At 65.3% G+C, this 13,768-nt stretch carries 8 protein-coding genes; 1 reads left to right on the top strand and 7 read right to left on the bottom strand.

Annotation, left to right across the window (positions count from 1 at the left end; genetic code table 11):
• Positions 1-84 precede the first annotated feature (84 nt).
• Positions 85-768: a Bax inhibitor-1/YccA family protein gene (locus D0T21_RS00385; RefSeq protein ID WP_116987909.1), complete on the top strand. Its 684-nt coding sequence runs from the start codon at positions 85-87 to the stop codon at positions 766-768.
• A 50-nt stretch (positions 769-818) separates the two neighbouring features.
• Here D0T21_RS00385 and pbpC read toward each other — a convergent pair whose 3' ends face one another.
• The 7 genes from pbpC to surE all read right to left on the bottom strand — a co-directional run bounded on the left by pbpC (position 819) and on the right by surE (position 13,765).
• Positions 819-2,936, bottom strand: coding sequence for a penicillin-binding protein 1C (gene pbpC, locus D0T21_RS00380; RefSeq protein WP_116987908.1), 2,118 nt, complete (start codon positions 2,934-2,936; stop codon positions 819-821).
• Positions 2,933-8,668 carry an alpha-2-macroglobulin gene (locus tag D0T21_RS00375; RefSeq protein WP_116987907.1) on the bottom strand — a complete coding sequence of 1,912 codons (5,736 nt, stop codon included), beginning with the start codon at positions 8,666-8,668 and terminating at the stop codon, positions 2,933-2,935. The genes pbpC and D0T21_RS00375 overlap by 4 nt, the downstream gene beginning before the upstream one ends.
• A gap of 92 nt (positions 8,669-8,760) precedes the next feature.
• Positions 8,761-10,098, bottom strand: coding sequence for a 23S rRNA (uracil(1939)-C(5))-methyltransferase RlmD (gene rlmD, locus D0T21_RS00370; protein WP_116987906.1), 1,338 nt, complete (start codon positions 10,096-10,098; stop codon positions 8,761-8,763).
• 74 nt (positions 10,099-10,172) lie between these two features.
• The gene (rpoS, locus tag D0T21_RS00365; protein WP_116987905.1) at positions 10,173-11,180 is read right to left on the bottom strand and encodes an RNA polymerase sigma factor RpoS; all 1,008 of its coding nucleotides are present in this window, start codon (positions 11,178-11,180) and stop codon (positions 10,173-10,175) included.
• 7 nt (positions 11,181-11,187) lie between these two features.
• On the bottom strand, positions 11,188-12,126 hold the full coding sequence (locus D0T21_RS00360) for a peptidoglycan DD-metalloendopeptidase family protein (RefSeq protein ID WP_116987904.1): 939 nt from the start codon (positions 12,124-12,126) through the stop codon (positions 11,188-11,190).
• A 29-nt stretch (positions 12,127-12,155) separates the two neighbouring features.
• A complete protein-coding gene (locus tag D0T21_RS00355) occupies positions 12,156-13,031 on the bottom strand; it encodes a protein-L-isoaspartate(D-aspartate) O-methyltransferase (protein WP_116987903.1) in 876 nt (291 codons plus the stop codon).
• Entirely contained in the window at positions 13,028-13,765 is a 738-nt protein-coding gene (gene surE, locus D0T21_RS00350) for a 5'/3'-nucleotidase SurE (RefSeq protein WP_116987902.1), read from the bottom strand. Before surE ends, D0T21_RS00355 begins: the two co-directional genes overlap by 4 nt.
• Positions 13,766-13,768: the final 3 nt, after the last annotated feature.

The raw sequence follows: 13,768 nt of genomic DNA, 5'->3' as shown, positions 1-13,768 counted from the left end.
TTTGGGGCCCATTTTGCGCATTTTTACCCCGGCGTGCTATGCTTTTGGCAAGCGGTATTCGAATTACTCTGAAGGAGGTTCCTTATGAACAACATGCAAAACACCTACGACCTGGCGGGAAGCCGCCGTTCGGTGCAGCACGCCGTGCTGCGCAACACCTACTGGCTGCTGGCGCTGTCGATGGTGCCGACCATCTTTGGCGCCGTGCTGGGCGTGGCCCTGCAGCTGCCGCTGGGCGGCGGGCTGATGAGCTTGCTGTTCCTGGCGGTGGCCTTCGGCTTCATCTGGGGCATCGAAAAGAACAAGGATTCCGGCGTGGGCGTGGCCCTGCTGCTGGGCTTTACCTTCTTCATGGGACTGATGCTGACGCCTATCCTGTCGTTCACGCTGCGCGCCTACACCAACGGCGCCTTCCTGATCATGACGGCATTCGGCGGCACGGCGACCGTGTTTGCGGTGCTGGCTTCGATCGCCACCGTCTCCAAGCGCGATTTCTCGGGCATGGGCACCTGGCTGTTCGCCGGCGTTGTCGTCCTGATGCTGGCGTCGCTGGCCAATATCTTCCTGCACATCCCGGCGATGTCGCTGGTGATTTCGGTGATCGCGGTCGTGATCTTCTCGGCCTACATCCTGTATGACGTACAGCAGATCATCAACGGCGGCGAGACCAACTACATCCGCGCCACACTGAGCATCTACCTGGACGTGTACAACGTCTTCGTCAACCTGCTGCGCCTGCTGGGCATCTTCGGCGGCAGCCGCGACTAAGCGAACCAGCAGCACCCTCGAAAGCCGGCCCAGCGCCGGCTTTTTTCATTTTAGCGGACGTGGAAGCGGGTGGTGGCGATGACTTGGGCGTTGGCGTCGATCAGGGCCAACTGGTGCGGGCCGGGAATGGGGCGCCAGGCATAGTCGGCGTTGGCTTGGCCGAGGTCGGCTCCGTCCAGGCGCCAGTGCAGCCCCTTCCCTGCCTGGGCCTGGAAGAAGACGCGCTGGACGGCGTCCGGAATGTCGGGATCGATGGCGATGATGCTGGCGTCGCCCGGATACAGAATCTTGGGTGCGCGCTGCGTGTCCTGCACCAGCGCGATGACCGGGGTTTCGGTGCCGGAGATGAACCACTCGCCGCGCGCCGATTCCAGCGCCGGCTGGTAGACGATCTGCTGGCGCAGCATGCCCGCCGGTGGCTGCGGCGCGCGGCTGGCCTGGCCGCGATGCAGGTAGTCCATCACATCGCGCCACACCGGCGCCGCGCCGGTGACGCCGGAAACGTCCCACATCGACTGCCCATCGAAATTGCCGACCCAGACGCCGACCGTGTATTTGTCCGAGTACCCCATGCACCAGTTGTCGCGCATATCCTTGCTGGTGCCGGTCTTGACCGCGCTCCAGAAGGTGGTGGCCAGCTCGTTCTTCAGGCCGAAGGTCAGGCTGCGCGCGGCGCGGTCGGAGAGGATGTCGCCTACGATGAAGGCGCCCCTGGCATCCAGCACCCGGCGCGACGAAGGCGCAGCACCAGCGCGCGGCGCCAGTGTCACCGCACCGTACATTCCGCCGTTGGCCAGCGTGCGATAGGCATTGCTTAACTCCAGCAGCGACACCTCGGCGGAACCCAGCGCCAGCGAATAGCCATAGAAATCCGGCGCCTCGGTCAGGCTGCTCAGCCCCACGTCATGCAGGCGCTCGTAGAAGCGGTCCATGCCGGTCATCACCAGCGTGCGCACCGCCGGCACGTTGAGCGAACTGGCAAGACTGGTACGCGCGCTGACATGGCCTTTGAAGTCCTTGTCATAGTTCTGCGGAATGTACAGGCCGGACGGCGTGGAGATATCGATCGCCGTATCGTCCATCACCGACGCCGCCGTGATCAGCTTGCGCTCCAGCGCCAGCTCGTACAGGAAGGGCTTGAGCGTGGAACCGGCCTGCCGCAACGCCGCCACACCATCGACCTCGCCACCGCCCGCATTGCCGACGTAGGCCAGGATCTCGCCGCTGGCGTTATCCAGCACCACCAACGCGCCATCGTTGACGTTGCGTTCCCTCAGCGATATCAGCTGCTGCCGCAATGCCGTTTGCGCGTAACGCTGCAAATCGCCATCGAGCGTGCTGCGCACCGCTTGGCCGCCACTGGTCAACAGCTGCTGGGCCACTTGCGGCGCTGGCGGTAATTCGGCTGCCAACAACGGGCGGCTCATCGCGATCATGGTCCGCAGCTCGATCTCGTTGCAGGTGGCGGGCGCCTTGAGTTCGCGCGACAGTGCGCACGCGCGCTGCCACACCACCTTGGGCGCCGCGCCCGGCCCGCGCAGCAGGCTGGCCAGGATCATCGATTCGGTCAGGTTCAATCCCGACGGCGCCTTGCCGAACAAGCCGCGCGCCGCCGCACCCACACCTTGCAGCTCGCCGCGAAACGACACCAGGTTCAGATAGGCCTCCATAATCTGCGGCTTGGTCCAGGTAGCGTCGAGCTGGCGGGCGGCTTTGATCTGGTCCCACTTCTGGCCCCAACTGCGGCCCTTGGTAGATGCTTGCAGATGCGGATCCAACTGCGCCGCCAGCTGCATGGTGATGGTGGAGGCGCCGCGCGGACGGCTGCGGAACAGATTATCCCAAGCGGCCTTGGTGGCCGCGCTCCAGTCGACGCCTCCATGTTCGTAGAAGCGCTGGTCTTCGGCTTGCAGCACCGCCGCCGGCAGGCTGGGAGAGATGTCGGCTAGCGCCACCCACGGCAGGCGGCGCACCTTCATGTCGATGCGCAGCGATTGCACCGGCTGGCCGTGGCGGTCCAGCAGTTCGGCTTCCGACGAGCGATAGCCGGCGCGCACCTGCTCCGGCGTCGGCACTCCAGCGACATCGGTGGATGCAGCGGGGCCGGCGGCCGGCGCCCCTTGTGCGGCGCCGGCCAGCGCCAGCAGGGTTGCTGCAATCAGTTTCATTTAACGCTCATCGGTGCATTCGGCGCTTCGCCAAACATCTCCGGGCTGTACATCGCTTCGACGCGCGTGGTCGGCAGGTTGAACTGGCCCGGATTATTCAAGCGCACAGTGTACTCCACGCTCCACTTGCCTTTCGGGACAAACTGATAGAACGCGTGATAGCCCTCGAAGGTGCGCTCCTCGAACACCGGCCACGCCCAGCCGCTGCTCTTATTGCCGCTGCTGAGCAACTGCGAATCGCGTCCCAGGCCGGAACCCAGCACCGTGGCGCTGGCCGGGATCGGATCATCCACCACCACCCAGGTCATGTCCGACTGCGCTTCCAGATCCAGATGCACGCGATAGACGTCGCCGCGCGACCAGACGCCGGCCTTCTTCTGCTCCACCGGCGTGATGGTCTTGGCGATCTTGTAGCCGCTCGATACCGGCGTCTTCAGCGGTAGCGCGGCCAGCGTCTGCACCGTCACCCACGGCTTGCCGGTGCCTGCGTGCGCGAGTTCCAGTTCGCCGCTGCCACGCGGCCATGGCAGCAGCACGCTGCCGCCCTTGGTCGCGCCACCGAAGGCGATGCTCTTGCTGGCCTGTCCCAGCGTGGCGCTGCTGGTGCCGGTCACCGCCACGTTCTCGAACTTCTGCGAGAAGCGGTCGATCGCCAGCGTGCCCCAGGCATTGGCCACCGTCGTGCCCCAGCGGCCTTTCTTCTGGCGTCCCAGCGCGCCGCGCGCCAGCCGGCCGATGTCTTCCTTCCAGACCGGGTTGTCCACCATCGCCAGCAGCAGCCGGTTGGCGTTGCTGTCGGCGGAGGCCATCAGCCACCACCAGTCGTCGGTGCGTTCGGTCGAGAAGCCCATCGTCGTGCCTTGCAGGTTCAGGCGCGAACGCAGAATCTGGTCCGTCTGCGCCAGCCGCTGCGCGTGCTGCGGCAGCTTGGGCGAGCGCTTGAGCACTAGGTACCAGTCGATGACGGCGGACGTCGGCCACAGATTCGGCTCGACGGAGAACGACTCCAGCGCTTCCGGCTGGATGCCGTTGGAACGCGACAGCGCCTCCAGCGCAGCCATCTTGCGAATTGCCAGGTCGGTGGTCGGCAGCGACGAGTAGCGCGTCACTTTGCCCTGCACAAAGGCCATCAGGCCGCTCTCCATGCGCCCCTTCAGCTCATCGGGAATGGCGTAGCTGGCTTCCTGCGAGGCCGACAGCACATAGGCGGTCAGCGTGTCGGAACCCTGCTGCATGCTGGCGAAGTACTTGACCAGGCCATCGGCGTCCAAGTGCGCCGGCAGCGTATCGACTGCCGACTGCCACATCGCCTTGTCATGCAGCGCGATGGCGCGTGAGCTGACCTGCTCGAAGCAGCGGTATGGATAAGCGCTCATGTAGTCGCGCACACCCGGCAGGTCGCTACCGAGCCTGGCGCTGAACTGCGCCTGCACGCCGCCGCGTCCCGGCAGCGCATCGTCCGGCAAGCGCACCTGCATGGACTGCTTGCCGTCCAGTTGCAGCAAGGTCGCCTGCGTGGTGCGTACCGGTACGGCGGCCACCACTTTCTGCTTGACCTTCAGCCGGTCGCGCGATGCAGCACCGCCCTCGCCTTCAGTGATGATGTTGGCGCTCACGTCCCACGCCAGCGTGCTGACGGACAGCGGCACCTGGTAATCCCAGCCGACATCCTGCGCCTGCCCGGCCTCCAACGACACCTGCTGCGGCGCCAGCGCCTTGCCGCCCGCACTGGCGGTCAACGCGACCTTGACGGCGGCATTGGTGGTGTTACGCAGCGTGAAGCCGGCGCGGAAGCGGTCGCCCTCGCGCACCAGCGCGGGCAGGCCTGACAGCAGTATCAGATCCTGCGAGCTACGCACCTCGGTGCGGCCGGTGCCGAACAAATCGGCGTCGGCGCTGGCGATGGCGACGATGCGGAAGGCCGTCAGCGAATCGTTGATCGGCACCTGCACCGTGGCTTCGCCGTTGGCGTCCAGCGTGACGCGGGCTTTCCAGAACAGCAGCGTATCGAACAGCTCACGACCCGCGCCCTTGCCACCGCCACCGCCGTGCGGCACGGCCTTGCGGCCGAAGTGACGCTTGCCGACCACCTGCATCTGCGCGGTCGCCGTTTCCACTTGCAGGCTGCGCTGCTGCATCATCGCTTCCAGCAGGTCCCAGCTGGTGTTGGGCATCAGCTCCAGCAGGCCGACATCGACCGCCGCCAGCGCCACCTCGGCGCCTGCGGGCGGCGCCGAACCGTCCGAGCGCGTGACCTTGACCGCCACGGTGGCCTTGTCGCGGATATTGTAGACCGGCTTGTCGGCGGTGACCTGCACCTTCAGCTCATTGGCCGACCAGCCCACGCGCAGCGGCGTGATGCCAAGCTTGTAGGCGGGCTTGCCCAGGTCGACCAGCGCGGTCGGCTGCACGCTGGCCACGCGGCCGCGCACCACCAGCGCCGATACGTACACGTTGGGCGCATAGCTGTTCTTGACCGGGATGGTGAACACCGGCGAACTGCCCGACAACGGCCGCACATAGGTATCGATGATGCCTTCACGCTCCACGGTGATCAGCGCGGTCGCCTCGCGGAACGGCATGCGCACCTGGAAGCTGGCCGTGTCGCCCGGCTCGTAGCGCTTCTTCTCCGGCAGCAGATCGATGCGGTCGTTGTCGGTGGCGTTGAACCACCAGTCGGCACCGTCCGCCACCCAGGTTTCGCGGTTGGTCATCGCCACCCGCTGCTGGCTATCCTGCGTTTTGGCGCGCAGAATCAGGTTGCCCGATGCGGGCGCCTTGACCTGGCAGATCAGCAGACCCTTGTTGTCGGTTTTGCCTTCACAGGCGGCGCCCAGCGCCTTGACTTCGTTGTTGTTCTCGTAGGCGTAAAAGCCGCCGATCAGGCGCCGGCGGTGCGAGTACGATTGCCGCTGGAAGAAGTCCACCGACACCGGCGCATCGGCCACCGGCTTGCCCTGCAGGTCCAGCACCACCACCTGGAATTTCAACGCGTCCTTGCTCAGCACCCAGCCGTCCGGCTGAATGCCGATCACGTAGCTGGACGGCCACAGGGGAATGCGAGTGGACACGGACAGCGTTTCGCCGTTGGCGTCCTGGTAGGACATTTCGGCCGTCAGGTCGTGCGGCGTTTGCACCGTCGGCAGCTGGTCCAGCGTGACGCGCGCGCCACCGGCCTTGTCCAGCGTGAGGCTGCGGGTCTTGATGCCGGACGGGCCGCTGACCGCACCGCCGCTGGCATCGGCATCGGCCTCGCCTTCCTCGAACATGCCCTCGTCTTCATCGAAGGCGCCGTTGCTGCGCTCCACGCCGACCTTGACGTCGCCGGCGCTGAAGGTGAAGTCCGCGTAGTCTTCAAAGCTGACCGCCTTGTCCTGCACCACGGTGCGCAGCTGCACCGCCGCGCCGCCGGCGCCGCCGCCGGACAGGTAGCTGAGCTGCACATCCAGATCCACCGCAGGTGCCTGGATGGCCGGCGTCTTCGGTCCTTGGAGGATGGCCTTCATGGTCGGCACGCGGAACTGCTCGACACGGAAGCGCCCCGCCGTGCGGCCGCCCAGCATGACGGAGTACCAGCCCTGCTTGGCGTCGGCCGGTATCACCCACTGGTTTTCCGCGCTGCCGTTGGCGTTCCAGGCGATCGGCAGCTCATATTTCTGCTCGCTCCCTTCGTGCATGACGAAGATGCTGCCCGGCTGCGCCTTGCGCGACGCATCGTTCGCGCCGACCAGCGCTATGCCCCGTTCGACATGGCGACGCAGGAAGTGCTTCATGTGCACCGTCTCGCCGGCGCGCAGCAGCGTGCGGTCGAATACCGTGGCGGCGATGACGTTGTCGGCGCCGCTGCCTTCGGTCGGCAGGTTGAAGCGCCAACTCTCGATGCCGCGCGTCCAGCTGGACAGCGTAAAGGTCATGTCGGCGCCGCTGCGTGCGCTAATGAAGTAGCCGCCTGCGGATTCGCAGCTGCTCTCTTGCAGCTCCTTCGCGATGCTGGCCACGCCCATGCTGTTGGTGACGCCCTGCCATATCTGCTTGCCGGCGCAATCGCGCACCGTCACCTGCGCTTGCGGCACGGGCTTGCCCTTGTCCAGCGACGTCACCCACACCAGCGACGACCGCGCGCCGCGCTTGAAGTGCGCCACCATATTGGTCACCAGCGCCGCCGTGCTGATATAGGCGGTGGATGGCTTGTCGTTCAACGCCGCGCCCAGCTTGGGGCTGGCCAGTTCGACCACGTAGAAGCCAGGCTTGCGCAACGGGATGCCGACCACCTCAAACGCCTGGCGCCCGCCCGGCTTGGGCATGATGAAGCGTTCGACCGCGCCAACCGGCGCCTTCCTGCTCTCGCCCAGCAGCGGCTGATACAAGGCGTCGCCATACAGCTCCTGCGGTTCCCAGCCATAGCCGGACATGCGGCGCAGCCAGAACATGACCTGGCGGTCCTGCTCATCCTGCGCGACGCCGGCGTCGTTGACGCGCAAGGCCGCGCCGTCGACTCGCGACGTGCGCCCGGCCAGGCTGCCTTCGACATTGCGCACCGTGACCGGCAGCAGCCGGTCGCCCTTGGCCTCGATGATGCCGAAACGCGCCGGGAACTTGACCAGCGGCGGCTGCACATCCGTCTGCACCGCCATCGGGAAGCGCGCCTGATTCAGCAAGGGGCGGTTGGCGTCGTCCTTCAAGCCGGCCGGCAGCGACAGCGTCAGTTTGGACTTCTCCGGGAACGGGCCTTCAATGGTCAGCCAGCTGACATAATCGGCCTTGGCTTCTTCCTTGTTGACGCTGGCCTTGAAGACTTTGCCGCCAGGGCCGGTCAACTTGACGGCCAAGGCATCGGCCATGCGGATCGGCGCCGTGAACTCCAGGCGAGCGGGCAGGAAGGGGATGCAGGCGCCGTTGGTTTTCAGCCTGTCGCAACTGAACTTGGCGGTGAATTCAGGCCGTGTCTTGTACGACCAGGTCTGCTCCTGCGTCGTCGCGATGCCGCTGTCGGCCGCGATGCCCGCGCCCCAGACCAGCGACACTTCCGCATTCGCAGGCAGGCGGCGCTTGCATTGCAGGACCGCCAGCGGCAGCTTTTCCAGGCGCTTGCTGCGCACGGTCGCCGTCGCGCCCCACACCACGCCGCGCGCCTTGAAGTAGATGGTCAGGTAGCGGTCCATGAAGGACTTGCGCTGTTCCAGTATCTGCTCGCGTTCCGCGCCGGCCAGCACGCGCACGCCGATTTTTTCGTTGATGCCTTCGGCGCGGCACCATGTATGCGCGGCGACGGTGTCGTCGCTGGCCGGCGCGTCCAGGCCGAGGATGAAGATCTGCTGTTCGTCGATATCCGCCGCGCCCTCGCGCGGCATCGACTGCACGATGGCGGGGCCGCCGGTGGTAAAGGCGAAACGGCGTTCGCCGGCAAGCGGCTTGCCCGCCAGGTCTTTGGCGTCCTGCTTCAGCGTGAAGCTGCATGCCACGCCGGCCGGCAGGTCGCGGGCGAAATCGTAGCTCCAGTTTTTGCCGTCGATCCAGCGGCCCTTGCCCTCTTCCGGGCAATCGATGGTGAACGGATCGCCCAGGCGCATGTCGCCCAGCGGGACCATCTGGCCGCTGAAGCGCGCCGTCGCCTGGCGCACGCCTTTGACGACGCCGACGGGAGAAAAGGAAGTGACGGAAGTCTGGGCCAGGACGGCCAGAGGAAGGCTGCACAAGGCGGCCATGCCGATAAAGCGGGACAGGAGGCGCATGCCAACTCCGGTGCTGATGAGGAATCAGACCAGTGTTGCAAACGCCCCCGGCAATGTCAACAACATTACAAGAAAAACATCAGGCCAGCGCATCAAGCCAGATTAAATACACCCATCGATTCCACGTGCGAGGTGTGCGGGAACATATTGATCACGCCAGCCTTGTCGAGCACATAGCCGGCGTTGACCAGGATGCCGGCGTCGCGCGCCAGCGTCGACGGGCTGCACGACACGTAGACGATACGCTTGGGCAGCAGGTCGGCGCGGGTCTGGCTCAGAGCCACCAGCGCTTCGCTCAGCGCCATGGCGCCGTCGCGCGGCGGGTCGATCAGCATGCGGTCGAACTTGCCCAGCTCGACCAGGTGATCGGCGGTGATCTCGAACAGGTTGCGGGTGTAGAAGGTGGTCTTGTCCGACAGGCCGTTGGCCTTGGCGTTGTCCAGCGCGCGCTCGGTCAGCGAGGTCAGGCCCTCGATGCCGACGACTTCGCGAGCCTGCGTCGCCAGCGGCAGCGTGAAGTTGCCCAGGCCGCAGAACAGGTCGGCCACGCGGTCTTCAGGCTGCACGTCCAGCAGGCGCAGGGCTTTGACCACCAGCACGCGATTGATGTAGTGATTCACCTGCGTGAAGTCGACCGGTTTGAACGGCATCTTGATGCCGAATTCCGGCAGCTGATAGTACAGCTGCTGGTCCAGCGGGTAGTAAGGCTCCGCCGTTTCCGGGCCCTTGGTTTGCAGCCAGAACTGTACCTGGTGCAGGTCGGCGAAAGCCTTCAGCTTGGCGTCGTCGCCGGCGCCCAGCGGCGACATGATGCGCAGCACCAGCGCCGTCACGCCTTCGCCGATCGCCACTTCGATCTGTGGAATCTGGTCGAACAGGGTCAATGAGCTGAGCAGCCCGCGCAGCGGCAGCAGCAGATCCGACACGTGCTTGGGCAGGATCTCGCAGCTCTGGATGTCGGCCACGAAGATGGTTTTCTTTTCCTTGAAACCGACCAGCACCGTGTTCTTCTTGGCCACGTGGCGCACCGACAGGCGGGCGCGGTAGCGGTAGCCCCAGGTCGGCCCGTACATCGGGCGCATCACCGTCAGCGGGCGGACCTTGCCGATATGGCGCAGGTTATCTTCCAGCACGCGCTGCTTGATCGCCACCTGCGCGGTCGCTTCCAGATGCTGCATCGAGCAGCCGCCGCACATGTCGAAGTGCACGCACTGCGGCTTCACGCGCATATGGGACTCGTGCAGCAGCTCGTCCATGCGGGCCATTTCCCAGTTTTTCTTCTTCTTGAACGTGGTGAATTTCACCGTCTCGCCAGGCAGAGCGCCTTCGACAAACACCACTTTACCCTGGGAGCCGTCTTCATTTTCCAGATGGCCGACGCCGCGGGCGTCCATGTCGAGCGACTTGATGAAGATTGTATTTTCTTGCATAACGTTCAATGTTGGATTGGGAATGGCTAGCGCCGGCACTCGTGCGCCGGGGCCAACATGATAGCAGAAGGGAACTACAGCAGGGAATCGCGCACCACGCCGCGCGCGGCCATGGCGCGTTTCAGCTTGACCAGCGCTTCCTGCTGGATCTGGCGCACCCGCTCGCGGGTGACGCCCATTTCCTCGGCCAGCGTTTCCAGCGTGGCCGGATCGTCGTTGTCGAGGCCGAAGCGGCGCATGATGACGATGCGCTGCTTGTCGGGCAGCTTGGTCAGCCAGTCGCGCACCAGCAAGGTCATTTCGTGGTGCTCGGCGCGGGCGTCCGGGCTGTCGTCGGCGTCGCCGGGCAGCATGTCCATCAGCGACGATTGCGGATCGTTGTCCAGCGGCGCGTCCAGCGAAGTGGCGTGCTCGGACAGCGCCAGGATGTCCTGCACTTCCTCCACCGGGCGGCCGACCAGCTCGGCGATGTCCTCGGCGGTGGCGTCCTTGCCGTTGTGGTGCTGGGCTTCGAGATGGTATTTGCCGCGCAGGATCTGGTTCAGCTCGCGCACCATGTGCACCGGCAGGCGCACCGTGCGGGCCTGGTTCATGATGGCGCGCTCGATGCTCTGGCGTATCCACCAGGTGGCGTAAGTGGAGAAGCGGAAGCCGCGCTCCGGCTCGAACTTGTCGATGGCGCGCATCAGGCCGATGTTGCCCTCCTCGATCATGTCGAGCAGGACCACACCGCGGTTGATGTAGTGCTTGGCAATGGAGACCACCAGCCGCAGATTGTGCTCGATCATGGTCTGGCGGGCACTGAAGTCGCCGGACTTGGCCAGCGTGGCGTAGTGCACTTCCTGCGGCGCCGTCAGCAGCGGACGGGTGCCGATCTGGTTCAGGTAGTGCTGGGTGGTGTCGGTCGACAGTTCGGCCGCCAGCACTTTTTTCAGTTCGTCGACGCTTTCCAGCACCGCGCCCGGTTCGACGGTTTCCGCCTCGCCATCCGCAGATTCGATGGCGACATCATCATTGCTCTCGTCCGGGAATTCGTCCGGGGCCGAGTCGTCATCCATCGGGTCGTGCGGCGTCTGTGTCATGGTTCAGCTAGCGGTTAGGCAGGAATCTGGACGGGTCCACCGGTTTGCCCTGCTGCCTGATTTCAAAGTGCAGCTTGACGGAATCGGCATCCGAATCGCCCATTTCAGCAATCATTTGTCCCTTGGTCACGCTCTGGCCTTCCTTGACCACAATAGTACGATTGTGGGCGTAGGCCGACAACAAGCTATTACTGTGTTTCACAATAACGAGATTACCATAACCACGGATGCCGCTGCCGGCATACATCACTTTTCCGGCCCCGGCAGCCACGACTTGCTGGCCCGCCTTGCCGGCGATATCCACGCCCTTGTTCTTGCCCTCGTCGAAGGTGGCGATGACGCGGCCTTCGGACGGCCACATCCAGCTCAGTTTTTCCTCGTCGACGCTGGCGGCGGCGCTGGCGGCAGCCGGCGGTGCGGCGACCACGGCCGGCGATGGCGCCGGGGCCGGCTTGACGCTGCCCTCGGCCTTGCCGCCGCCATTGCCTTCCGGACGTTGCAACTCGGCCAGCGCGCTATCCGAATACGGTTTTTTCTCGCCTTTCGGCTCGGTTTTCTTGACCACCGGCGGTGGCGGCGGCGTCTTCTCCGCCGGCGGCATGACGATGGCGCCGGTCTGCACGCCGTTGGACGCGCTGTCGGGCGGCAGCACGCGCAGCACCTGGTCGACCTTGATGTCGTTCGGGTTGGCCAGGTTGTTCCAGGTCACCAGGTCGCGGTAGTTCTGGCCGTATTCCAGCGCGATGCGGATCAGCGTATCGCCCTTCTTGACCGTGTACAGGCCGCGCTCGTCGCGGGCGATCTGCGCCGTTTCGCTGGGGGTGGCGGGCTTGACTGGCGGCGGCACGGTGCGGTCGACGACCGGTGCCTGATTCGGGGTGGTGCTGCAGGCGCTCAATAAAGCGAGCGCAAAGCTCATTGCGAGCAAGTTACTTTTATTTGTCATTCTCATCTTAGTCTAATGATACGGGCACGTCATATCGTGCCCGGACGCAGCGGCACGAAATGGCAGTCTTCCAGCGTGACGCTGGCCCATTCTGCCTTGCCGATGCGTGTAATTAATTCCAGGTGCTGCGCGCGGACGCCCACCGGCGCCACCAGCCGACCGCCTATGGTCAGCTGTTCCAGCAGTGCTTGCGGCACTTCCAGGCCGGCGGCGGCCAGGATGATGCCGTCGAACGGCGCAGCTTGCGGCAGGCCTAGCATACCATCTCCGTAATGCAAACGCAGGTTCGGCACGCGCAGCGGCCGCAGATTGGCCTTGGCCAGCTCGTGCAGCGGCTTGATGCGCTCGATCGAATACACCTCCTGCGCCACGCAGGACAGCACCGCCGCCTGGTAGCCGCAACCGGTGCCGATCTCCAGCACACGCTGCAAGGGACCGCCGTTGCGCATCACCTCGATCATGCGGGCGACGATGTAGGGCTGGGAGATGGTCTGGTGGTGGCCGATCGGCAGCGAGGCGTCGATATACGCCTGCGAAGCCAGCGCCTCGTCCATGAACATATGGCGCGGCACGTTTTCCATCGCGCCCAGCACCACCGCATCCTTGACGCCCTGCCTGGCGATGCGCTGCACCATGGCGCGGCGCACCGCGTCCGACACCAGCGGATTACCGCGCGGCGCCGGCGCCGCCACCGGCTGCGCCCGCTCCATCGCGTAGCTGTGCGACTTGGACGGCGCCGCCACCGGCCGCGGCGTGGCATAACCGTGCTGCGGCGCCACGTGGCGGGCCGCGTTCTGGGTCGCCGTCTGCGGCGTCGCCACCGGCGCGAACACCGTCGCCTTCTTGGCCCCCTTATCGACTACCGAGGATAGCGGGAGGGGAAAGCTACGGTTCTTGTCGTTCATGCCAGGGCCTTTGCCAATGCATCGAGTTGAGTTTTGTGGGTCAGGTCGATCTGCAGCGGCGTGATCGAGGTCCGGCCCTGGGCGCAGGCAAAGAAATCCGTGCCCTCGCCGGCGTCCTTGGTCGCGCCCGGCGGGCCGATCCAGAAAATTTCCTTGCCGCGCGGGTCCTGGGCCCGTATCACCGGCTCGGCCTGGTGGCGCCGGCCCAGCCGCGTGGCGACCGGGGCCGTCAGCTGATCGTAGGGCCGGTTCGGGATGTTGACGTTCAGCAGATATGGCGCCGGCAACGTTTCATAATAGCGCTGGATGATGTCACGCGCATGACGGGCGGCGTCCTCGATGTGCTCCCAGCCGTGGGCGCCCTGCGAGAAGGCGATGGCCGGGATGCCGAACAGATACCCCTCGGTGGCGGCAGCGACGGTGCCGGAATACAGCGTGTCGTCACCCATATTCGGGCCGTTGTTGATGCCGGACACCACCAGGTCAGGCTTGTAGTCCAGCATGCCGGTCAGCGCCACGTGGACGCAGTCGGTCGGCGTGCCATTGACAAAATAGAAACCATTGGCCGCCCGCTGCACCGACAAGGGCCGGTCCAGCGACAGCGAATTGGAAGCGCCGGAGCGGTTGCTGTCCGGCGCCACGACCACGATGTCGGCGATGGGCGCCAGGGCTTCCGCCAACGCGTTGATGCCCGGCGCCAGGTAGCCGTCGTCATTACTGATCAGGATTCTCATACG

The sequence above is a fragment of the Duganella sp. BJB476 genome (assembly GCF_003416895.1).
Lineage (GTDB): Bacteria > Pseudomonadota > Gammaproteobacteria > Burkholderiales > Burkholderiaceae_D > Rugamonas.
This window is presented reverse-complemented; position numbering and strand designations above follow the sequence as displayed.

Bases quoted from the DNA above. Each gene is read 5' to 3' on its own strand.
- D0T21_RS00385 (WP_116987909.1), top strand. From the start codon at position 85: ATGAACAACATGCAAAACACCTACGACCTGGCGGGAAGCCGCCGTTCG.
- pbpC (WP_116987908.1), bottom strand. From the start codon at position 2,936: ATGAAACTGATTGCAGCAACCCTGCTGGCGCTGGCCGGCGCCGCACAA.
- D0T21_RS00375 (WP_116987907.1), bottom strand. From the start codon at position 8,668: ATGCGCCTCCTGTCCCGCTTTATCGGCATGGCCGCCTTGTGCAGCCTT.
- rlmD (WP_116987906.1), bottom strand. From the start codon at position 10,098: ATGCAAGAAAATACAATCTTCATCAAGTCGCTCGACATGGACGCCCGC.
- rpoS (WP_116987905.1), bottom strand. From the start codon at position 11,180: ATGACACAGACGCCGCACGACCCGATGGATGACGACTCGGCCCCGGAC.
- D0T21_RS00360 (WP_116987904.1), bottom strand. From the start codon at position 12,126: ATGACAAATAAAAGTAACTTGCTCGCAATGAGCTTTGCGCTCGCTTTA.
- D0T21_RS00355 (WP_116987903.1), bottom strand. From the start codon at position 13,031: ATGAACGACAAGAACCGTAGCTTTCCCCTCCCGCTATCCTCGGTAGTC.
- surE (WP_116987902.1), bottom strand. From the start codon at position 13,765: ATGAGAATCCTGATCAGTAATGACGACGGCTACCTGGCGCCGGGCATC.